The 20,775-nt window shown below is 49.9% G+C and carries 18 protein-coding genes; 4 read left to right on the top strand and 14 right to left on the bottom strand.

The features are described 5' to 3' along the window. Positions 1-251 (top strand): hypothetical protein (locus VFS25_RS19155; RefSeq protein WP_326463786.1); only part of this gene is annotated, 251 nt, incomplete at its 5' end. Positions 252-520: 269 nt separating this feature from the next. After that, the gene (locus VFS25_RS19150; protein WP_326463785.1) at positions 521-2,425 is read left to right on the top strand and encodes a beta-N-acetylhexosaminidase; all 1,905 of its coding nucleotides are present in this window, start codon (positions 521-523) and stop codon (positions 2,423-2,425) included. Between the two features lie 98 nt (positions 2,426-2,523). On the opposite strand, the gene VFS25_RS19145 is transcribed toward VFS25_RS19150, so the two are convergent. Together VFS25_RS19145 and VFS25_RS19140 are read right to left on the bottom strand one after the other, a co-directional pair. Then, positions 2,524-2,955: a DUF983 domain-containing protein gene (locus VFS25_RS19145; protein ID WP_326463784.1), complete on the bottom strand. Its 432-nt coding sequence runs from the start codon at positions 2,953-2,955 to the stop codon at positions 2,524-2,526. 240 nt (positions 2,956-3,195) lie between these two features. Further along, a complete protein-coding gene (locus VFS25_RS19140) occupies positions 3,196-4,980 on the bottom strand; it encodes an ABC transporter ATP-binding protein (protein ID WP_326463783.1) in 1,785 nt (594 codons plus the stop codon). Positions 4,981-5,247: 267 nt separating this feature from the next. Between VFS25_RS19140 and VFS25_RS19135 the strand changes: the two genes are divergently transcribed. Then, positions 5,248-7,377, top strand: coding sequence for an elongation factor G (locus VFS25_RS19135; RefSeq protein WP_326463782.1), 2,130 nt, complete (start codon positions 5,248-5,250; stop codon positions 7,375-7,377). A 2-nt stretch (positions 7,378-7,379) separates the two neighbouring features. Here the strand turns inward: VFS25_RS19135 and VFS25_RS19130 are convergent, their stop codons facing one another. The 6 genes from VFS25_RS19130 to ubiE form a co-directional block, all read right to left on the bottom strand. Continuing rightward, positions 7,380-8,921, bottom strand: coding sequence for a YifB family Mg chelatase-like AAA ATPase (locus VFS25_RS19130; protein ID WP_326463781.1), 1,542 nt, complete (start codon positions 8,919-8,921; stop codon positions 7,380-7,382). Between the two features lie 285 nt (positions 8,922-9,206). Continuing rightward, positions 9,207-10,193 carry an AraC family transcriptional regulator gene (locus VFS25_RS19125; protein WP_326463780.1) on the bottom strand — a complete coding sequence of 329 codons (987 nt, stop codon included), beginning with the start codon at positions 10,191-10,193 and terminating at the stop codon, positions 9,207-9,209. 241 nt (positions 10,194-10,434) lie between these two features. Next, on the bottom strand, positions 10,435-11,763 hold the full coding sequence (locus VFS25_RS19120; RefSeq protein ID WP_326463779.1) for a MutS-related protein: 1,329 nt from the start codon (positions 11,761-11,763) through the stop codon (positions 10,435-10,437). A gap of 192 nt (positions 11,764-11,955) precedes the next feature. Further along, a complete protein-coding gene (locus VFS25_RS19115; RefSeq protein ID WP_326463778.1) occupies positions 11,956-13,302 on the bottom strand; it encodes a dihydroorotase in 1,347 nt (448 codons plus the stop codon). A gap of 45 nt (positions 13,303-13,347) precedes the next feature. Beyond that, positions 13,348-14,049, bottom strand: coding sequence for an outer membrane beta-barrel protein (locus tag VFS25_RS19110; RefSeq protein WP_326463777.1), 702 nt, complete (start codon positions 14,047-14,049; stop codon positions 13,348-13,350). Next, complete coding sequence (ubiE, locus tag VFS25_RS19105) at positions 14,022-14,768, bottom strand: bifunctional demethylmenaquinone methyltransferase/2-methoxy-6-polyprenyl-1,4-benzoquinol methylase UbiE (RefSeq protein ID WP_326463776.1); 747 nt, start codon at positions 14,766-14,768, stop codon at positions 14,022-14,024. The genes VFS25_RS19110 and ubiE overlap by 28 nt, the downstream gene beginning before the upstream one ends. Positions 14,769-14,885: 117 nt before the next feature. On the opposite strand from ubiE, the gene yihA reads away from it, so the two are divergent. Continuing rightward, the gene (yihA, locus tag VFS25_RS19100) at positions 14,886-15,497 is read left to right on the top strand and encodes a ribosome biogenesis GTP-binding protein YihA/YsxC (RefSeq protein ID WP_326463775.1); all 612 of its coding nucleotides are present in this window, start codon (positions 14,886-14,888) and stop codon (positions 15,495-15,497) included. 257 nt (positions 15,498-15,754) lie between these two features. Here yihA and VFS25_RS19095 read toward each other — a convergent pair whose 3' ends face one another. From VFS25_RS19095 to VFS25_RS19070, 6 genes are all read right to left on the bottom strand, one after another. Further along, the gene (locus VFS25_RS19095) at positions 15,755-16,231 is read right to left on the bottom strand and encodes a ribonuclease H-like YkuK family protein (protein WP_326463774.1); all 477 of its coding nucleotides are present in this window, start codon (positions 16,229-16,231) and stop codon (positions 15,755-15,757) included. 143 nt (positions 16,232-16,374) lie between these two features. Then, positions 16,375-16,752: a CoA-binding protein gene (locus VFS25_RS19090; protein WP_326463773.1), complete on the bottom strand. Its 378-nt coding sequence runs from the start codon at positions 16,750-16,752 to the stop codon at positions 16,375-16,377. Between the two features lie 55 nt (positions 16,753-16,807). Continuing rightward, on the bottom strand, positions 16,808-17,770 hold the full coding sequence (locus VFS25_RS19085; protein ID WP_326463772.1) for a TIGR01777 family oxidoreductase: 963 nt from the start codon (positions 17,768-17,770) through the stop codon (positions 16,808-16,810). A 39-nt stretch (positions 17,771-17,809) separates the two neighbouring features. Continuing rightward, complete coding sequence (locus VFS25_RS19080; protein ID WP_326463771.1) at positions 17,810-18,316, bottom strand: GbsR/MarR family transcriptional regulator; 507 nt, start codon at positions 18,314-18,316, stop codon at positions 17,810-17,812. A gap of 85 nt (positions 18,317-18,401) precedes the next feature. Further along, positions 18,402-18,791: a VOC family protein gene (locus VFS25_RS19075; RefSeq protein WP_326463770.1), complete on the bottom strand. Its 390-nt coding sequence runs from the start codon at positions 18,789-18,791 to the stop codon at positions 18,402-18,404. Between the two features lie 301 nt (positions 18,792-19,092). Then, positions 19,093-20,748 carry a pyruvate dehydrogenase complex dihydrolipoamide acetyltransferase gene (locus VFS25_RS19070; RefSeq protein WP_326463769.1) on the bottom strand — a complete coding sequence of 552 codons (1,656 nt, stop codon included), beginning with the start codon at positions 20,746-20,748 and terminating at the stop codon, positions 19,093-19,095. Positions 20,749-20,775: the final 27 nt, after the last annotated feature.

The following is a 20,775-nucleotide window of genomic DNA, read 5'->3' as shown; positions in this document are numbered from 1 at the left end:
CGAACAGCGCCCTGCCGCTCGCCAAAACTGTTGTAAAGTTTAATACAGACGGCACCACCACTGAAACAGACGAAGCCGGCGCTGCTTATCCCGGCACCTGGCATGCGCAGAACAACTTTACGGAAATCGTAGTATCTAACAAAGTAGGCACTTATACCTCTAAAATAAAGGTGTTGACAGCCGACCGGTTTGAGTGGAACAGGATAGAGCAAAGCTACTATTACTACGGTTCCATGATACCAGCAGAATAATCAATCAACAGGCGTAAATATTAAAGCAAAAAAGAGGTCTTGCCACGGCAGGGCCTCTTTTACTTAGCGCGCTGCATATTTGAAATATCATATAAATATTCTAGCTTTGTATGTTTTTATTTAATATATATATCCAACTTTATATTTACATCTATTGTTATAGGGAGGTGCTGTAGTGGGCTCTCCCTTTTTTTTGACAAGCGGTATGCCCCGGTATTGCTTTCTGCCCCCTGCTATCCTATTTTTGTTTGAACACCAAAAATTATCCAATGCAAAAGCAGACAATATTGATCTGTATCGTCCTGGTACAGTTGTTTTCGTTTTCTTATGCCGCAGATAAAGGCCGTATACATATTATCCCCGAGCCGGTGGATGTAAAGGAATTACCCGGAGAATTTGTATTGGATAATACTACCAGCCTGGTAGTCAGCGGTGCGGATAAGCAGCTGCCCGGTACTGTTGACTGGTTCGCCCAACAGGTGGTCGCCACTACAGGTTATCACCTGCAGCAGCAGAAAAATGCAGGACAGGGTAAAAGCATACGCCTGGAGCTGAACCACAAAACCGATAATGCCATTGGCCAGGAAGGCTATACCCTGGCTGTAAGCAATAACCAGGTATTGTTGAAGGCCAACACCGCTGCCGGTATTTTTTATGGCCTGCAAACCCTGATGCAAATGCTGCCGCCGGATATTGAAGGCAACGCCGTGGTAAACCGCAGCTGGACCATTCCCTGCGCCAGCATTACCGACTATCCCCGTTTTGGCTGGCGGGGCCTGATGCTGGATGTAAGCCGCCATTTCTTTACAAAAGATGAAGTAAAGCGCTATATCGACCAGATGGTAAAATACAAGTACAACGTATTCCACTGGCACCTGAGCGATGATAACGGCTGGCGCATTGAAATAAAAAGTTTGCCCCAGCTTACGGAAAAAGGCGCCTGGCGCGTTGAGCGTGTAGGTCGCTGGGGCCAGTTCGGAGCACCTCAGCCCGGAGAGCCAACCCCCTATGGCGGTTTTTACACACAGGACGATATTAAGGAGATCATTAAATATGCGCAGGACCGCTACGTAACCATACTGCCGGAAATAGATGTACCGGCGCACAGCCTGTCTATGATAGCCGCATTGCCCAACCTTTCCTGCACGCAGCAGCAGTACAGCGTAAGCCCTGGCGACAGCCTGCGCAGGATGAACGATAATGTGCTGTGCATAGGCAACGACTCTATTTTCCTGGTGCTGGACAAAGTATTTACGGAAATAGCCGCCCTGTTCCCCAGCAAGTACATTCACATAGGAGGCGACGAAGCTTACAAGGGCTTTTGGGAAAAATGCCCCAAATGCCAGCAGCGCATGAAAAAGGAACACCTGGAAAATGTAAATGAGCTGCAGAGCTATTTTGTAAAGCGCATGGAGAAAATGCTGCTCAGCAAAGGTAAAAAGCTGATAGGCTGGGATGAGATACTGGAAGGCGGCCTGGCGCCTGAAGCTACGGTAATGAGCTGGCGCGGCATGAAGGGCGGCATTGAAGCCGCTAAAATGAACCATCATGTGGTAATGACGCCCTGGGATTACTGTTACCTGGATCTTTACCAGGGCGAACCTGCTGCAGAACCGCCTACCTACGGCATGTGCCGCCTTACCGACGCTTATAACTACGATCCGGTGCCGGAAGGCATAGATGAAAAGCTTATACTGGGCGGCCAGGGCAACCTGTGGACGGAGTCCGTGTCCAACATACGCCATGCGGAATATATGACCTGGCCCCGCGCCCTGGCCCTGGCAGAGGTGTACTGGAGCCCTAAATCAAAACGTAGCTGGAACGATTTCGTGGAAAGGCTGGAGGCGCAATATCCCTACCTGGATGCCGCCCATGTTAAATACGCCCGCAGCGCCTACAACGTAACAGCCGTTCCTGCCAGGGACGGCAACGGGGAGCTGACAGTAAGCCTTACCACGGAAATAAAAGGGCTGGATATTTATTACACCTTCGATAATTCAGACCCCGATACCTTTTACCCGCGGTACAAAAGCGGGGAAGCAATAAAGTTCCCTAAAGGCGCTGCGCAGATCACCGTGGTTACTTACCGCGATGGTAAGCCTGTTGGCGACGAATTTGCCATTAAAAAAGAGGACCTGGAAAAGCGCCTGCTGCAAGGGCACCACGTTTATTAAACAGTTATAGCTCAAATACAAAAGGTGAAAAGTGAGCTGCCCGGAAGCAGCTCACTTTTCACCTTTGTTTTTATAAGCCGGTAATGGTGGCCCCGCTTTTATTCTTTATGCGTTGCGTTTTCAGGCAGGTTTTCTGTTTCCTCATCGTAATGCACGAAAAAGTACAGGTACAGCACGCGGCTGAAGCGCATTAGCCAGGGCTGGCAGATAAGCAGGATCAAACCGTTTACGACCAGCCATATGAACACGCTGTTATCCTGCCAGGAAATGCCAAAAATAACCCAGTACCATACAAGGTTAAATACGGAGAGCGCCACTGACAGTGCATAGCTTACATAGCCGGTTCCGAACCAGAAGCCGGTTTCCAGCTCAAATTTCTGGTGGCACACCGGGCAGTGCTCGTGCATGTTAAATATCCTGGAAAAACGCCAGTGAAAGGGATTTTGGTCCCTGTACATATGCCCCCTGCGGCAGCGCGGGCATTTCATAGATAACAGGCTTAGGAAATAATTAGGGCGCTTTTTTTTCATCCCGCAAAGATAGTGGTAATAATGTGCAGTACAAATGTGCAGTACAAATGTGCAAATGTGCAGATGTGCAAATTTAAAATATATCAATACAATACAAATGTGCAAATGCAGAATGTGCCAATAATACGGAAATGCGTTAAGTGCAAACGCAATCCCATCCGCTGCATTTTATTATTAATTCTTCATTATTAATTATTAATTCATCCGCACATCCGCATATTTGCACATCTGCACATCTGCTCACGCTGTTTCCAGCGTTTTCCTCTCCCCGATCTGCTGCCGCCACATGGCGTAGTACAGCCCTTTTTCAGACAGCAGGCTGGTATGGGTGCCGGTTTCGATAATGCGTCCTTTTTCCAGCACGTAAATACGGTCGGCATGCATAATGGTAGAAAGGCGGTGCGCGATCATTACGGTAATGTGCTCGCGGCTGGCGGTTACCTGCCGTACGGTTTGGCTGATCTCCTCTTCGGTAAGCGAGTCCAGGGCAGAGGTAGCTTCATCAAACACCAGCAGGCGCGGGTGGCGCAGCAGTGCACGCGCAATGGATAAACGTTGTTTTTCTCCACCGGAGATCTTAATGCCGCCTTCACCTATTACAGTGTCTATGCCTTTGTCTGCACGGGCCAGCAGCGTGTGGCAGGAGGCTTTGTGCAGCACTTCCATAATCTGCTCGTCGGTAGCGCGCGGGTTCACAAACAGCAGGTTCTCTTTAATACTGCCGGAGAACAGTTGCGTGTCCTGCGTTACAAAACCTATCTGGTGCCGTAGCGCCTCTATGTCTATTTTCGTACTATCTACACCGTTATAAAGTATTCTGCCTTCCATGGGTTTGTATAGACCTACCAGCAGCTTTACCAGTGTGGTTTTACCCGATCCGGAAGGGCCCACAAAGGCAATGGTTTCCCCTACGTTCACCCGGAAACTGATGTCGTCCAGCGCCTTGTTAACGGCAGTCAGGTGTTTAAAGCCTACCTGCTCAAACTCCAGCTCATCTACTTTGTCCATGGGAACAGGGTGGGCCGGCATTACCTCAACCGGTGTTTCCAGTATGTTTTGGAAATTCAGCAGCGATACCTGCGCTTCGCGGTAAGCCAGTATGATATTGCCCAGCTCCTGCAGGGGACCGAATATGAAAAAGGAGTACAGCTGCAGCGTAAACAGCTGTCCGACAGTTACGGTGCCGGGGTACAGCAGGTATAGCAGCAGGAACAGGATGCTTTGCCGCAGCAGGTTTACAAAGGTGCCCTGTACAAAGCTGATGCTGCGGATATTGCGCACCTTCTTCAGCTCCAGCAGCAGTATTTTAATGGTGGTGGAGTTCAGCCGCCTTATTTCCTGCTGGGTAAGCCCCAGGCTTTTTACCAGCTCAATATTGCGCAGCGACTCGGTGGTGGAACCTGCCAGCATAGTGGTTTCCTTTACAATGGTCTTTTGCACGGTTTTTATTTTCCGGCTCAGCACATTCATCAGGGTGCCCAGCAAAATGCAGCCGCCCAGGTACACAAACACCAGCGACCAGTGTACGGTAAATGCGTAGATCATTACAAACACCACGCCTACCAGGGAGGTGAACAGCACGTTAATAAAAGAGGTAATGAACTTCTCTGAGTCAGTACGCACTTTCTGCAGCACGGCCAGGGTTTCCCCGCTGCGCTGGTCTTCAAACTGCTGGTAAGGAAGGCGCAGGGAGTGGCGCAACCCATCGGTATACACAGAAGCGCCGAACTTCTGGATGATCACATTCACAAAGTAATCCTGGAACGCTTTTGCTATGCGCGATACCATGGCCACGCCAATGCCGGCCAGCAACAGCAGCAGCACGCCGCTCAGGTAAGCGGGCATGCCGCGCGGCACCATGGCGCCGTTTATTTTTGCGCTTTGCGGGTGCGATGCAAAACGGTCAATGATCTTCCCGAAAATGTAAGGATCCATTAAAGAAAATACCTGGTTTACCGTTGCCAGCAGCAATGCCAGCAGTATCAGCCATTTATAGCTTTTTAGATAGTGAAGAAAGAGCTTCATGTAGTTTAATATTGATGATCAGAAGGCGCAAATTGAATGCTAACAGATAAATTTTATGTGATGTACAGCGTGCAAAGATACGGGAAAATGCTTTTATTACATGTTGCAACATCTTTTCCTGGTGCCGCCAATTTTTAAGCAAAAAATGTTAACTTAATAGTAACATACCACTTATGAAACCCTGAGGTTCCATCTGCAGTCCTGCCATCTAATTTCACAGGTGCAACCCCAAGGTTCCACCCGACCTTAACATTTAAATCTTGACGGATGAAAACGTATGATGAAAAGCATATTAAGAACATCGTACTGTTAGGCGCAGCTAAAAGCGGAAAAACCACCCTCAGCGAAACCATGTTATTTGAAGCAGGCATTATTCACAAGCGCGGCACCGTAGAAGAAGCCAACACAGTATCTGATTACCACGAAATAGAGTACGAAAGGGGCAGCTCTGTGTATGCAACCTGTATGCATACAGAATGGCGCGACTATAAGATCAATATCATAGATACGCCCGGGCTCGAAGATTTTATAGGAGAAGTAATCGCCTCTATCCGGGTGTGTGATACCGCGCTGTTGCTGCTGCATGCGCAATATGGAGTAGAAGTAGGTACAGAGCTTATATGGGACTATGTGGATAAATACCGCAAGCCCACCATACTGGCTGTAAACCACCTGGATAATGAAGAAGCTAATTTCAACAAGGTAGTGGACGATGCCCGCCGTGTGCTGGGCAATGCCGTTACCATTATGCAATACCCTGTGAACCAGGGTATTGGTTTTAATAGCCTGATCGATCTGCTGAAAATGACCATGTACCGCTTTCCGGCAGATGGCGGCAAGCCCGAAAAGCTGCCCATACCGGACAGTGAAAAGGAACGTGCGGAACAGCTGCACAATGAGCTGGTAGAGAAAGCTGCGGAAAACGACGATACGCTCATGGAACGCTACTTTGAAAAAGGCAGCCTGGATGAAGAGGAAATGCGCCAGGGCCTTAAAATAGGCATGCTAAAACACCAGGTATTCCCGGTGTTTTGTTTATCTGCCAAAAGAAATATGGGCAGCGGCCGTTTGATGGGCTTTATCGATAATGTAGCGCCATCTGCCATTGAAATGCCGCCGGAAATAACAGAAGGCGGGGAGCCCGTTCCCTGCGACCCTGCTGCGCCGGCGTGCCTGTTCGTGTTTAAAACCCTGCTGGAGCCGCACATTGGCCGCCTTACTTTTTTTAAGGTGCTGGCCGGCGAAATAAAAGCAGGGCAGGAGCTGGTAAATGAAAAAGGCAACACTACGGAGCGCCTGAACCAGCTGTTTATTGCAGATGGTAAAAACCGCAACCCGGTAGACCGCCTGCGTTCCGGCGACATTGGCTGCACGCTGAAGCTGAAGAACACCCTCACCAACCACACGCTGAACGATAAGGCTTTTACCGGGCAGGTAGATCCTATCCATTTTCCGCCGCCGAAAGTGCGCACCGCCATTGAAGCCCGCAATAAAGGCGACGATGAAAAGCTGGGCGAAGTGCTGGCGGAAGTACACATGGAAGATCCTACGCTGGAAATAGAATACAACCGGGAGCTGAAACAGGTGATCCTGCACGGGCAGGGCGAGCTGCACCTGGCCGTTACCAAATGGCGGCTTGAAAATATTTACAAAATGCAGGTAGATTACCTGCCGGCCAAAATACCTTACCGGGAAACCATACAAAAGCCCGCACAAGCCTCTTACCGCCATAAAAAGCAATCCGGTGGCGCCGGCCAGTTCGGGGAAGTGTACATGAAAATAGAACCCTGGTATGAAGGCATGCCGCCTTTTAAAGAGCATCCCGTACGTGATACGGAAGAGATAGCGTTAACCTGGGGCGGTAAGCTGGTATTTAATAATTGTATTGTAGGCGGCGCCATAGACGGCCGTTTTCTGCCCTCAATACTCAAAGGGGTAATGGAAAAAATGCAGGAAGGACCGCTTACCGGCTCTTATGTACGCGACATACGGGTAAGCGTATACGATGGTAAAATGCACCCGGTTGACAGTAATGATATTTCCTTTAAGATAGCCGGTATGATGGCCTTCCGCGATGCCTTTCACCAGGCATCCCCCCAGCTCCTGGAACCGGTGTATGACGTGGAAACCACTGCCCCCGACACCATGAGCGGCGATATTATGAGCGAGCTGCAAAGCCGCCGCAGCATTATAACGGGGATGGACACACTAAACAGCAGCCAGGTGATAAAGGCGCGCACCCCGCAGGCCGAGCTGGATAAGCTGTATGCAGCCCTGCGTAACATTACCCAGGGCAAGGCCAAGATAAAGGCGCAGTTTGCAGAGTATGCGCCTGTGCCCGGCGAGCTGCAGAAGAAGCTGAGTGAAGAATACGGCAAAGTGGAACCAAGCTACTGACTTCAGCTTCCCCAACTCTCCCTGTCCAGGCTCCTGTACCTGATAGCTTCCGCTATATGCCCCGTTTGTATCTTTTCAAAACCCTCCAGGTCTGCAATGGTGCGGCTCACCTTCAGAATGCGGTCATATGCCCGGGCCGACAGCTTTAATTTGCTCATGGCATTCTTTAGCAGCATAGCGTTGTCGCGTTCCAGGTAACACATCCGCTTTAGCAGGCTACTGCCGATTTGCGCATTGCAGTAAATACCGCTGTGTTGTTTAAAGCGTTCCGTTTGTACTGCCCGTGCCTGCACTACACGCTGCCGTATGCAATCGCTGGGTTCTGCGGTTTCAGTGGAGTTAAGGGCGGCAAAAGGCACCGGTGTTACCTCTACATGCATGTCAATACGGTCCAGCAGCGGGCCAGATACGCGGTTCAGGTATTTCTGCACCAGGCCGGGCGCGCAGGTGCAGTCTTTTTCCGGGTGGTTATAATACCCGCAGGGGCAGGGGTTCATGGCCGCCACCAGCATAAAGCTGGCCGGAAAGTCTACCGTGGTTTTGGTGCGTGAAATAGTTACCTGCCTTTCTTCCACCGGCTGGCGCATTACTTCCAGCACGGTGCGTTTAAACTCCGGCAGCTCATCCAGGAAAAGTACGCCGTTATGCGCCAGCGATATTTCGCCCGGCTGTGGTATGGAGCCGCCGCCTACCAGGGCAGCGTCGCTGATGGTATGGTGCGGGGAGCGGAAAGGGCGGCGGGCTATCAGCGATGCATGCGCCGGCAGCTTGCCGGCTACAGAATGGATTTTGGTGGTTTCCAGCGCTTCGTGCAGGCTTAATGGCGGTAATATGGATGACAGCCGTTTGGCCAGCATGGTTTTGCCTGCGCCGGGCGGTCCTATCATCAGCACATTGTGCCCGCCCGCCGCGGCTATTTCCAGCGCGCGCTTTACGCTGTATTGCCCTTTTACATCGCTGAAATCTACATCAAAATGCTGCTGTGCTTCAATAAATTCCTGCCGGGTATCAACGTATATTGGTGCCCGTGAGCCGGGCGACAGCAGCAGCTGTATTACTTCCCTTATATGGGACACGCCGTACACCTCCAAACCATTTACCATCGCGGCTTCCCGTGCATTCTGCAGCGGCAGCAGCATGCCTTTGAAGCCTTCTGCCCTGGCTTGTATGGCCATGGGCAAAGCGCCTTTGATGGGTTGTATGGTGCCGTCTAACGACAGCTCGCCCATAATAACATACTGCCCCAGCGCTTCGCCGGGTATTTGACCGGAGGCGGCAATAATGCCCAGGGTAATAGGCAGGTCATATGCCGATCCTATTTTGCGGATGTCAGCCGGCGCCATGTTCACTACCGTACGGAACCTGGGAAAACGGTAGCCAAGGCTGATAATGGTAGACTCAATTCGCTTTTCGCTTTCCTTTACTGCATTATCCGGCAGGCCTACAATAAAAAATTTAGTGCCTTTGGGAAAAACATTCACTTCAATCGTAATGGTAATGGCCGTAACGCCCTGTACCGCGCTGCCAAAGGTTTTAACAATCATGGATGGATATGGTTGATGGAAAACGAAAGTAAGGAAAACAGAGATCTTACCCGTTTCATAGTGAAATCATTAACTTCTGATTAACGGGTAAAGGAATTGCTGCGCAAGCGGTATGCGCTGGCATGTGGGAGCAGTCATTGATAAATTTTCAGGGCATTAATAGTGCTGCGCAAGCAACAGTAGCTATATGGCGGCAATGCCGGCGGAAATAAAAAGGCAGCCCACTGTACATTTTGCATTCCGTTGTATGGCCTTCTATGGGCCGGCATTGCTATGCGCCCGCTGTCAGCTTTCTGCTACATAGCTTACGCCATTAGCGCGGTGCGAGCGGGGAGAGTAGCCAAAGAATTTTTTAAAGTCCCTGGCAAAATTGGTAGGCATATAGCCCAGCTCCGCTGCAATATTGGCCACGCTTTTATTGGAGTGCAGCAGCAGCTGCATGCTGCGCTCCATGCGTTGTTTGTGATGGTAGCTCCACACGGTGGTCATGAAATATTTTTTGAAGCCCTGCTTCAGCTTCGACTGGCTGATGCAGAAGCTGCGCGCCAGCTGCGCCAGGTCGGGCCGTGTGTCCAGGTGGTTGGAGAGGTATATTTTAATGGTTTCAAATAACAGGCTGTTGGCATCGGTGTAAGGGCGGCTAACGGCAGCGTCCAGGTCCTCCAGCACCATGGCCTGTATTTCCAGCAGTTTTCCGTACAGCTGCATTTCAGTTATTTTTTTAACGGGCGTGCTGTGATTAATATCTTCTATCAGCTGGTATAGCCTGTTCCAGGTAATGCCCGAAAGGGGCCTGGGCGCGCCTTCTTTGCTCAGGGTTTGATGCAGCAGTTTTTTAGCGTGAAAAGAGTCCTGCGCCATCTCTTCCAGCAGTGTGTAAGGACTATCTACTCCCCATGAGGCATACAGGCCGGGGTTCAGGTAAATTTCATGCTTGCCCTGGTGCAGCTGCAGCAGGTTGTATTGCCCCTGGTACAGGCGTACGCGCTCCCGGCCGTTAATGCGGCAGTCAATGCTGCCCTGCATCATACAGTACAGCGTGGCGCCGGTTTCATCCGGCTGCAGCAGCAGCTTAACCGGGCCTTTTACAAACATCCAGTGGTGAGATACCACGCATCCCCGTACGGTAATTTTCTGCTCCAGGATTACAATCATAGGCGTGCTGGTAAGCTGGCTTTGTGCAAACGGGTATTGATAGTTTTTGTACTGCACCGGTATGTCATAGGTAACACTCGCCAAATGTGCCGGCACATCGGGAAATAAATACTTCATGAGCTGCTAGTATTTAATGGTTAACATGATGAATAGATATGGTTTTTAAATGATCGTTACAGGTTTTTCACGCTGTTATTGTGTGCCATTGCTACCAGTCGTCACTCAAGAAAAAACAGGCTTTCACACGGATACATAGGTTCTCATTTAATGGTTAAAAAAATAGAGGATAGCGTTAAAATTAATAGCAGCCACTGCGATTATTCTGCAGTGAGCCGGAAATCTTATTCAAAAATAAGCACTATTTTATTTCTTTCAGCAGGTCAAGCACTTTCTCTCTTTTCAAGATAAGATAACCGATTTTTTCCTTTGCAATACCGTCTTTCAGCTGGTAAGTAAAATGCAGGTTATCGGCAATTACCTCCGACTCAAAGTACTTGAAGCGGATGTTGGGCTCCTGCTGCAGGTCTTCCGCCAGCTCATATAAATGGGTTGACAGGATAAAGAGGCAGTTGGTGCTGCGCAGCAGTCCCTGTATGACTGCCAGGGAGCAGTTTTTGGCGTCCTCTACATTGGTGCCTTTAAACATCTCATCTATCAGCACCAGCCAGTGGCGGCCGTTACTGATCTTGATAATCGTGTTCTTGATGCGCTGCACCTCACTGTAAAAGTAGCTTTCTCCTTTAAAGATATTATCCTGCACCTGTATGTTGCTGAAAATACCATGAAAAAAGCTCAGGCGCATATGCTCCGCAGGCACGCCCATACCAATATGCGCCAGGAACACCGCCACGCCTACTGCTTTAATAAACGTGGTTTTGCCGGCCATATTGGCGCCGGTAAGGAATAAAAAATGCGACTGCGGCTGCAGTTCAATATCATATGACACCGGGGAGTGTAAGATCATATGGTACAGCTGTTTAGCCGCTATAAAGGGATGAGGCGTGTTTTCAAAATCCGGGAAGTGCAGGTTGTAATGCTTAACGGCTTTGGCCATGGCGTAAAAGGCATCCAGGCGCTTATACAGGTCTAACAGCTCCCACAGGTGCTTTTTTTGCCGGTTGCGGATATAGTTATCGTACTGCAGTATCTGTATAAAGGAAAGCTCTTCCGGGCCTTCTATGGCCTGCAGGTCGCTGAACTCCCGCTGCCGCAGCAGCTGTTCTGCCCTGTCCAGCAGGTTTTTAAGCACTTTGGGCGTTTCGTCCGAGTTAAAATTGTCAACCAGTATGCGAAAACCTTTTATCAGGTTCATGAGCTGGGAAAAGGAGAACTTAATGAACCCGTAATCCGGCGCATAAATGGTTTTGGTAAGTAAGGCATGCAGCAGCAGCCCAGGGCCGCCGGTAGAGGAGATGGGCGCTATCTGCGCTTCCAGGTAATTTTCTACCACTACAATGGTGCCGTTGGAGATGATCTCCGGCCACAGGCCCTGCCGTTCCAGTAAATAGCGGAGCAGCAGCTGCCGTTGTTCAATGGCTGCTATATCTGCCAGGGGAGCGCTGAACAGCTGCCGCAGGTACTCGCGGCCGCCGGCTGTGGTGGTAAAATCCAGCCGGTGAAACAGCGAAAATTCTTCTTCCCGGTTAAAGATAGATAGGTCATAATAGGTCGTTTTGTCCAGCTCCATGCAACCGTTTTTTATTTTAGTGAATATACATTTTGTAATGATGCAGCGCAACGTAAATTCCATAATAAATGGCCGGTTTTGCATGGGAGAGCGGCAAAACAAATGCAGGACCCCAGGCGGCGATGGCGTATTGTAAGCCACCCCGCCACCGGGTACATTCTGTGGCAGATGGAAATGTAAGCGCTATGTTGCTCAGGCGCCAAACAGCAGGCGGCGCCCCTGCATATTTTCATTAAAGCGGCCGTTATCCCAGGCCAGGTGGCCGTTTACAAAAGTGTGGGTTACCGCTGCAGGGAAGGTATGTTCTTCAAACGGGCTCCAGTTGCATTTGTAATAAATGTTGGGTTTATCTACCATGGTAGCCTGCTGCAGGTCTGCAATCACGCAATCGGCAAAATAGCCTTCCCGCAAAAAGCCTCTTTCCTGTATGCGGAAACAGATGGCCGGCGCATGGCACATTTTCTCCACCATTTTTTCGATGGTGAGGTTGCCTTTGCTTACATGCTCCAGCATCATCAGCAGGCTGTGTTGCACCAGCGGCACACCGGAAGGCGCCTGCAGGTAGGGCTGCTGCTTTTCTTCCCAGGTATGCGGCGCATGGTCAGTGGCGATAATATCCAGCCGGTCGTCCAGCAGGCCTTTCCACAGGGCATGTTTGTTACACTCCTGTTTAATGGCAGGGTTACACTTTATCAGGTTGCCGTAGCGGGCATAATCATCTGCAGTAAAATACAGGTGATGCACACATACCTCAGCGGTTATACGTTTTTCTGCCAGCGGCAGCATGTTGGTGAACAATTGCAGTTCTTTTTCCGTGGAAATGTGCAGGATGTGCAGGCGGGAATTATGCCGCTGCGCAAATTGCACCGCTACCAGCGACGACTCAAAGCAGGCTTCCTCACTACGGATCAGCGGATGATCGGCAGCTGTAAGGTGCGCTTCTCCTTTCTCTTCCTTAAACCGGGCCATGTTGTTGCGGATGATCTTTTCATCCTCACAGTGGGTGGCTATCAGCAGCTCGCTTCCGGAAAATATTTTTTCAAGGGTCAGGTAATTATCCACCAGCATATTGCCGGTAGAGGAGCCCATAAATATTTTTACACCGCATACGCGGTCTTTTTTGGCATTGGTTTTCAGCACCTCATCGGCATTGTCATTGGCCACGCCCATAAAAAAAGAGTAATTGGCCAGGGAGCGCTGCGCGGCAATGTTGTACTTATCTTCCAGCAGTTCCTGGGTAATGGCGGCGGGTTTGGTATTGGGCATTTCCATAAAGCTGGTAACCCCGCCGGCCACGGCCGCACGCGCTTCCGTATAAATTTCGGCTTTATGGGTAAGGCCTGGCTCGCGGAAATGCACCTGGTCGTCAATAACGCCGGGCAGCAGGTGCTTGCCCTCCCCGTTTATTTCCGTATAGTTCCCGTTAATGGTAATCCGCGGGGCAATCTTCTCAATGCGGTCATTCCTGATCCAAACATCCTGCACAGTGGTGCTGCCTTCATTTACCACCGCAATATTCCTGATAAGATAATTTTGCATGGGGCAAAGATAATGAGTTGGCAGGTAACCGCTAACAGCAGATGTTTATCCCTCCAGGTGTATGGAAAAAACGATCATCCTGGATTGCAGCTTGTCAATCACATTCGAGTAGCGGAGGTCCGGGTTTTTTACATGCACATTACCCAGCCCGTTGCTGATCTTAAATTCGGGGGAGAAAATGAAGCTTTCAAAATAAAATTCAAAACCAGCGCCTACCTCGTAGCCGTAATCCATAGTGCGGATCTTGGGCAGGTTGTCGTCGCGGCGGGCGCGGGCATTGGCAGCCAGGTCATAATCAAACTTTAATCCGCCAATCGTATATACGCGCATGTTACCAATGCGGTCCGATTTAAATTTAAGCTGCAACGGAAAGCTCAGGAGAATAGACTCTATTTTTTTATCCGTTTCCTGTACCGGGTATAATTCTTTGTAGTACAGGTTTTTAGAGGCAAATACCAGCTGGGGGTTAAAACGCAGGTCAAAATACTGGCTCAGGCGGGCATTAGCCAGCAGGCCCAGGTTAAAGCCCATAGTGCGCAGCGGCTCAACCACCATTATGGAGTCCTGTTTCAGGAAAAGCTGCGATTGGTATAGCTTGAAGTTGGAATTGTTGGCGGCCAGGGTAATACCAAAATAATAAGGCTTGGCATCATGTTCCAGCATATTCATCATTTGCTGGGCGTTGGCGGGCTTCCACAGGAATATAAACAGGGATAGGATCAGCGCGTTGCGCAGTAAATTGAACATATGCCGAAAGTGAGCGTTTTGCATGTAACCGACTGGAAACCAGTATTAGTTAAAATATTGCACATTACCTGCCCCTGTGGAAAAGCCTTCACTGAATCCGGCAGGTAGCTGTAGGCCGCCTGGCTTTTCGCAATCCATTTTCCCAGCAGTGGCGTTATATAACGAAAGTACAAATTATATAATTGTTTAATGGGAAAAACTGTTGGATTTGAGAACTCAAGTATCACCAGTTTTCCGCCCGGTTTCAGCACGCGGTACATTTCAGACAGCCCTTTTTCCAGGTGCTCAAAATTGCGTACGCCAAAGGCAACCGTTATGGCATCAAACGTATTGTCGGGAAAAGTTATTGTTTCACTGTCGCCGGCCTGCAGGGTTATTTTATTTTCCAGCCCCAGTTTGGCGATCTTTTGCCGGCCAAAACCCAGCATGCCTTCGGAAATATCTATGCCGGTAATATGTTCGGGGTGCAGCAGCTTGTGGGCCATAATGGCAAAATCACCGGTGCCGGTGGCTACATCCAGCATTTGTTTGGGTTGCAGCTTTTTCAGCTGCCGCAAAGCTTTTTTGCGCCACAGCACATCAATTCCCAATGACATAAAATGATTCAGGAAATCATAGCGGAATGCGATGTCGTTGAACATGGCCGCTATTTGCTCCTTCTTGCTTAATTTTGACTCCGCATAGGGAACTACCTTCTGAACATTAGCTTTGTCTGACATAGGGGGCAAAGGTATAGAAATGTGCAGATATGCAGTACATGCAAATGTGCAGCTGCTTACGGTAACCTGCTTTTCAAAACCACATGGCCGGTGGCCTTAAACTACGGATTTTCAATAATGATCATTAAATCAGCAGCATACCTGATCAGTAACGCAGACTGGCAAAAATGCCCCAAGCCTAATTTGCCGGAATACGCATTTATAGGCCGTTCCAACGTGGGCAAATCTTCCCTGATCAATATGCTGGCCAATAATGAGAAGCTGGCCAAGACCTCTGGTACGCCCGGTAAAACACAGCTTATCAATCACTTCCTTATTAACGAAGCCTGGTACCTGGTTGACCTGCCCGGCTACGGCTTTGCCAAAGTAAGCCAGTCGGCCCGCCGGCGCTGGGAGCAAATGATCGAAAACTACCTGCGGAAGCGGGAAAACCTGGTGAATGTGTTTGTGCTGATAGACAGCCGCCTTACCCCCCAGAAAATTGACCTTGAATTTATTAACCAGCTGGGCGAATGGCAGGTGCCTTTTAACCTGGTGTTCACCAAGGCCGATAAAAATACGCAGGCGGAAACCAGCCGGAATGTGAAAAACTTTTTGAACAAGCTGCGTGAGGAGTGGGAGTTTCTGCCGCAGCACTTTATCACCTCTACCGTTAAAAAATCGGGGCGCGATGCGATCCTGGGCTTTATTGACGAAATGAATGCGCAGTTCAGGGCAATAGCCGGTTAAGTGCCGCTGCCCTGGAAAAGCATGTTACCACAGGTCACTTTTTTGCAGTTGCTGCCGCCGCTGCTCCAGGTAATCCTCCATATAAGCCGGAATGCTGTAGCCGGCTATCTGCCAGGTTTGGAAGTAAAAGGAAGGATGGAGCAATTTGTTATAGCAAAACAGAAAGTTAATATGGGGCCGGAATAGGGGAGAAAAACCTACAGGACGTGTAACCACGCCCAAAACCAGGGGTTAAGATCATCTTGTATTGCCAGGGGTTAGTTCACCACCTTATTGGCGCAGCTGCTGCTGGCAAAGGCTTCCGGCTTGGCTTTAAAGGCAAAGCCCATACCCAGTATATAGCCCATGGCTTCGCGTAAGGCCTGGTTGCTTTTGAACTGGGGGTTGGTGTTAATGTCGGCATGTACTTCCATGTCCACATCATACTCGGTAAACAGGTCGCATAGCTCGTAGGCAATTTCAATGCTCTTGGCCACTTCAATCAGCATGCGTTCCTTAATGGAATACACATCCCTTGTTTTTTCGTTGTGGATGAACATAAAACCGCCATGCCCTTCCCGCAGGAAAACGATCACGGTTGCAAATTCTGTTTCCGCGCCTTTCACCTGGGAATCGGTGCCAATGCATACTTTCAGCTTGAAACCAAGGCCTGTTTCGCGGATAATGGCCTGGCGCACTTCTTCCTTAATAGGCAGCTGAATGAGGTCGCCATTGAATCTTCTCCATTTAAACATGTGAGTATAATTAAAAGTGAATAGGCGTGTGTATAAAACCCTATTATCAATTATCCAGAGCCAGTCAGTAGCTATAGCCGCGTGATAGTGGGGGAATGGATGCGCAAAAAATATCAACCGAATATACGAAAAAAAGCAACCTGTTAATACTGGCCGGTGCTCAGCATCACCAATGTGCAGGCCTCCAGGGTTTCAATGCCGTTTTTTGCGGCCAGCTGCTCCAGCTCCGGGTTTTCAGTACCGGGGTTAAAAATGATACGTTTGGGGTGCAGCTGTAAAATATAGTCATAATAGGCTTGCTGCCGTTTGGGGTTCAGGTACAGGGTAACGGTATCAACATCCGGCAACACCGGATGCGCTTTAATAACCGGTGTATCGCCTATCTTTTCATCTTTCAGGCCAATAGCTACCACCGGGTGCCCGTGTGCTGCTAACCGTGATACTGCCAGAAAGCTGTACCGCTGCGGATTTGCAGATGCGCCTAATACTACGGTGAGTTTTTTATCATTACTGCCTGCCATGCAACTAAGATACAGCAAATACCCCGAAAACACGGCGGCCTGATGAACACCAGGGTTAGAACAGGTGAAAGGCTTTTCGCGGCAGCTGCTGTAAAATATTTTCAAAAGCCGGCTGCAGCTGCGGGTACCGGAAGGTAAACCCGGCCTGCGTAATGCGGGTAGGCAGCACCCAGCGGCTTTTCAGCAGCAGCTCTGTTTCCGTACCTATTATACGGGCGCCCAGCGCCAGCATCCAGGCAGGGGCAGGAAGGCCGATGTAATGGCCGCCGGCCTTGCGCAGGGTATGCATAAACGTTTTGTTGGGTACGGGATTGGGTGCGCTGCAGTTAAAAGCACCGGCCAGCTGCGGCTGCTCATACAACCAGGCTATCATACGGCAAACGTCTGTAATATGCACCCAGCTAAACATCTGTCGCCCATTGCCCTGTTGCCCGCCCAGGCCCCATTTAACCAGGTTCAGGTAAGGCTGCATAACGCCTCCCTGCGGGCCAAGGGTAACGGCTATACGTAAAATGATCTTACGTGTATAGGGAAGGGTTATATCATTAAAAGTTTGCTCCCACTTTTTACATACCTGTACAGAGAAATCATTCTCTATTTCACCCGTGAATTCATCCATAGGCCGGTCTTCTGCATGGCGGTAAATAGTGGCTGATGCTGCATTTATCCATAGCCCGGGCGGGTGCGCCAGGGTGCGGATAGCCTCACCTAATACCGTGGTGGCATTGGTACGGCTGTCAAAAATTTCCTGTTTGTTCTTTTGGGTATAGCGGCAGTTCACACTTTTGCCGGTAAGGTTAATCAGCAGATCTGCATGCTCCAGCAGGGTTTCCCAGCCCCCCAGGGTGCGGCCGTCCCAACAGGCATAGGTAACGCGCCCGTGGTTGCGTTTAGGATGGCGGGTCAGGATCACCAGGTCGTTCTCCTTCCCGAAATGATCAATTAACCCCTGTCCTATAAAACCGGTGCCGCCGGCAATCACAATTTTTTTATGCTGCAGTGTATTCATTTCTTTCATAACTTTCAATAATTTTTGAAATATTGGGATAAAAATTTTTTACTTGAAGATCTTCATCAGCGTACTGTAAAACCAGCTTTCTTCCGACTTTATAAAGGAGCTGATGGTTTTATCGGTTTGATGCGCAAATTTGTTGATGTTATGAATGGAGTCTTTAAAGGCTTTCACGTATTTGTCCTTTTGCTCGCCTTCCACGTCCTGCAGCTGGTTCAGGACTTTCATAATAGGGTCCAGCTCCCGTTTTTTACGCTCTTTGGCAATGCAGGTAGCCACTTTCCAGATGTCTTTTTCCGCTGTGAAAAACTCGCGCCGTTCGCCCGGCACCAGTACGCGTTCTACCAGCCCCCAGTTAATCAGCTCCCGCACATTCATATTGGTATTGCCCCGGGAAATATTCAGCTCCTGCATAATTTCATCGGCGCTCAATGGGTCGGGCATTATCAGCAGCAGCGCATGTATCTGCGCCATGGTGCGGTTAATGCCCCATTGCGCGCCCAGTGAGCCCCAGGTTTGGATAAATTGTGCTTTTGCTTCAGCCAGTTTCATAAGCTTCCTTTTACCGTACGAAGATAGGAGAAGTTTTTGAATTTTCAAAACTTTTTGAAAACACGAGCCTGGTTAAAACCAGCCGTTACCGCATGGAATGCAGCGCCACCCGGTTACCCTCCGTATCGCGGATAATGGCATAGTAGCCCAGGTCCTGCTCGTCAGCTACCGGCAGCTTTTCCTGCTCTACATGCCCGCCTGCATCCGCTACCCGGGCCAGCACAAGGTTCAGATCATCTCCCGCGTTCAGGTACACCAGGCTGCCACGCTGGCTGGGCACATAATCAGGCCCCTGCACAATGGCGCCGGCAACGCCGTCCCCCGCCGGATCAAACGGTAAAAAGCCCCTGCGGTTGGGGCCCATAACAGCACTATGCATCTCATAATCAAACAGCTGGCTGTAGAACTTACAGGCACGGTCAAAGTCATTTACAGGTATCTCAAACCAGTTAAGTGTGTTTTTCGGCGATTTCATTTAACAGGATTATTAAGGATTGACTTGGGGCATAATAAATTTAACGATTTCAACGGAACCGGCAAAGCAGAATGATAATCAGTTGGTCATGATAAGCCGGTGAATATTTGTTATAATTAGCTATCAGCGCGGGATCCGGGACGATATTATAAATGCCGCATGAAGGGCATATGTGTAACCAGCGGAGTAAATGTGCTTGCCTGCGGTAGTAACGGTGTTGCCTATACTACAGAAACGGTTATTGATCATAAAAAAAGGCGAAGCATGCGCTCCGCCTTTCGTATAGTTATTTACGTTGTTTTTATACCAGCATGGTTACCGGGTTTTCAAGGAACCCTTTCAGGGTAGCCAGGAAACGGGCGCCAACAGCACCGTCTACAATGCGGTGGTCGCAGCTCAGGGTCAGCTTCATGATGTTCTGCACCTTGAACTGGCCTTTTTCAGCTACTACGGTTTCCTTGATATTGCCTACAGCTAAAATAGCGGAGTCAGGCGGGTTAATGATGGCGGTAAATTCATCAATGCCCAGCATGCCCAGGTTGGAAACGCTGAAGGTATTGCCGCTGAACTCCTGCGGCTGCAGCTTTTTGTTCTTGGCTTTGTCGTACAGCTCCTTGGCTTCGCCGGCAATCTGGCTCAGCGATTTCTGGTCGGCAAAACGGATCACCGGTACAATCAGGCCTTCGTCAATAGCCACGGCAGAACCAATATGAATGTGCTGGTTGGTGCGGATAAAATCGCCCATCCAGCTGCTGTTCACGTAAGGATGCTGGCGCAGGGCCATGGCAGCGGCCTTGATCACCATATCATTAAAGGAAACTTTTACAGGGGAAATTTCGTTGATGGATTTGCGGGCTTCCATGGCCTTGTCCATCACCACATCTATCTTCAGGTAGAAGTGAGGTGCGGTAAACTTGCTTTCGCTCAGGCGGCGGGCAATTACCTTGCGCATCTGGCTAAGCGGCGTATCGGTATAACCTTCCTGGCCGGCGGGAACAAAAGCGGCAGGCGCTGCGCCTTTGGCTGCGGCAGGTGCGGTAGCTGCGGGCCGTGCGCCGGGCACAAAGCTGTCTATATCTTTCTTCACAATACGGCCGCCGTCGCCGGAACCGGTTACCTGGCTAATGTCAATGCCTTTTTCTTCTGCCAGCTTTTTGGCCAGGGGAGAGGCTTTAATTCTGCCGTCTTTGGCAACACCATTGGTGGCTTCCGGGGCTGCGGTGGCAGTGGGAGCAGCGGTTGCCTGCGGCTGGGCGGCTTCGCCTTTATTTTCAGCAGGTGCGGTAGCGGCGCTGCCTTCGGCTGCCAGTATCGCATCTACATTGGTACCTTTTTTACCTACTATGGCTATGATGCCGTTCACTTTGGCGGCTTCGCCTTCTTTAACGCCTATATACAGCAGCTCGCCATCTGCATAACCTATCACTTCCATGGTGGCCTTATCGGTTTCCACTTCGGCCAGCACATCATCGCTCTTAACGGTGTCGCCTACTTTTTTATTCCAGGCTACGATCTTGCCTTCGGTCATGGTATCGCTCAGCAGCGGCATGCGGATCACGGTTGCATTCTTCAGCGCTTCGGCTGCAGCAGCGGCATCACCGGCAGGTTGGGCTGCTTTTTCAGCAGGAGCTGCTTTGGGCGCAGGGGCGGCATCTGCTTTGCCGTTGGAGGCAGGCGCTTTGGCGCCGCCGCCTTCCAGTAAAGGTTTATAGTCTTCCCCGGGTTTACCTACAATAGCAATTATATCATTTACTTTGGCAGCTTTTCCTTTCTCCACGCCAATATATAAAAGCGTTCCCTCCACATATCCCATTACTTCCATGGTAGCCTTATCGGTTTCCACTTCCGCTATTACATCGTCTGATTTTACGGTATCACCCACCTTTTTATGCCATTCCGCAATCACCCCCTCTGTCATTGTATCGCTTAAAAGGGGCATTCTGATAACTTCTGCCATAGTCTTTAGTCAAAATTTTGCCCAAAC

It is taken from the genome of Chitinophaga sp. (genome assembly GCF_035761305.1).
In the GTDB taxonomy this organism is placed as follows: domain Bacteria; phylum Bacteroidota; class Bacteroidia; order Chitinophagales; family Chitinophagaceae; genus Chitinophaga.
The sequence above is the reverse complement of the archived record's forward strand: the minus strand, read 5'-3'. Positions and strand labels throughout refer to the sequence as shown.

Bases quoted from the DNA above. Each gene is read 5' to 3' on its own strand.
- VFS25_RS19120 (WP_326463779.1), bottom strand. From the start codon at position 11,763: ATGGAGCTGGACAAAACGACCTATTATGACCTATCTATCTTTAACCGG.
- VFS25_RS19140 (WP_326463783.1), bottom strand. From the start codon at position 4,980: ATGAAGCTCTTTCTTCACTATCTAAAAAGCTATAAATGGCTGATACTG.
- VFS25_RS19075 (WP_326463770.1), bottom strand. From the start codon at position 18,791: ATGAAATCGCCGAAAAACACACTTAACTGGTTTGAGATACCTGTAAAT.
- VFS25_RS19135 (WP_326463782.1), top strand. From the start codon at position 5,248: ATGAAAACGTATGATGAAAAGCATATTAAGAACATCGTACTGTTAGGC.
- VFS25_RS19070 (WP_326463769.1), bottom strand. From the start codon at position 20,748: ATGGCAGAAGTTATCAGAATGCCCCTTTTAAGCGATACAATGACAGAG.
- VFS25_RS19130 (WP_326463781.1), bottom strand. From the start codon at position 8,921: ATGATTGTTAAAACCTTTGGCAGCGCGGTACAGGGCGTTACGGCCATT.
- VFS25_RS19115 (WP_326463778.1), bottom strand. From the start codon at position 13,302: ATGCAAAATTATCTTATCAGGAATATTGCGGTGGTAAATGAAGGCAGC.
- VFS25_RS19095 (WP_326463774.1), bottom strand. From the start codon at position 16,231: ATGTTTAAATGGAGAAGATTCAATGGCGACCTCATTCAGCTGCCTATT.
- ubiE (WP_326463776.1), bottom strand. From the start codon at position 14,768: ATGTCAGACAAAGCTAATGTTCAGAAGGTAGTTCCCTATGCGGAGTCA.
- VFS25_RS19150 (WP_326463785.1), top strand. From the start codon at position 521: ATGCAAAAGCAGACAATATTGATCTGTATCGTCCTGGTACAGTTGTTT.
- yihA (WP_326463775.1), top strand. From the start codon at position 14,886: ATGATCATTAAATCAGCAGCATACCTGATCAGTAACGCAGACTGGCAA.
- VFS25_RS19085 (WP_326463772.1), bottom strand. From the start codon at position 17,770: ATGAAAGAAATGAATACACTGCAGCATAAAAAAATTGTGATTGCCGGC.
- VFS25_RS19080 (WP_326463771.1), bottom strand. From the start codon at position 18,316: ATGAAACTGGCTGAAGCAAAAGCACAATTTATCCAAACCTGGGGCTCA.
- VFS25_RS19110 (WP_326463777.1), bottom strand. From the start codon at position 14,049: ATGTTCAATTTACTGCGCAACGCGCTGATCCTATCCCTGTTTATATTC.
- VFS25_RS19090 (WP_326463773.1), bottom strand. From the start codon at position 16,752: ATGGCAGGCAGTAATGATAAAAAACTCACCGTAGTATTAGGCGCATCT.
- VFS25_RS19125 (WP_326463780.1), bottom strand. From the start codon at position 10,193: ATGAAGTATTTATTTCCCGATGTGCCGGCACATTTGGCGAGTGTTACC.
- VFS25_RS19145 (WP_326463784.1), bottom strand. From the start codon at position 2,955: ATGAAAAAAAAGCGCCCTAATTATTTCCTAAGCCTGTTATCTATGAAA.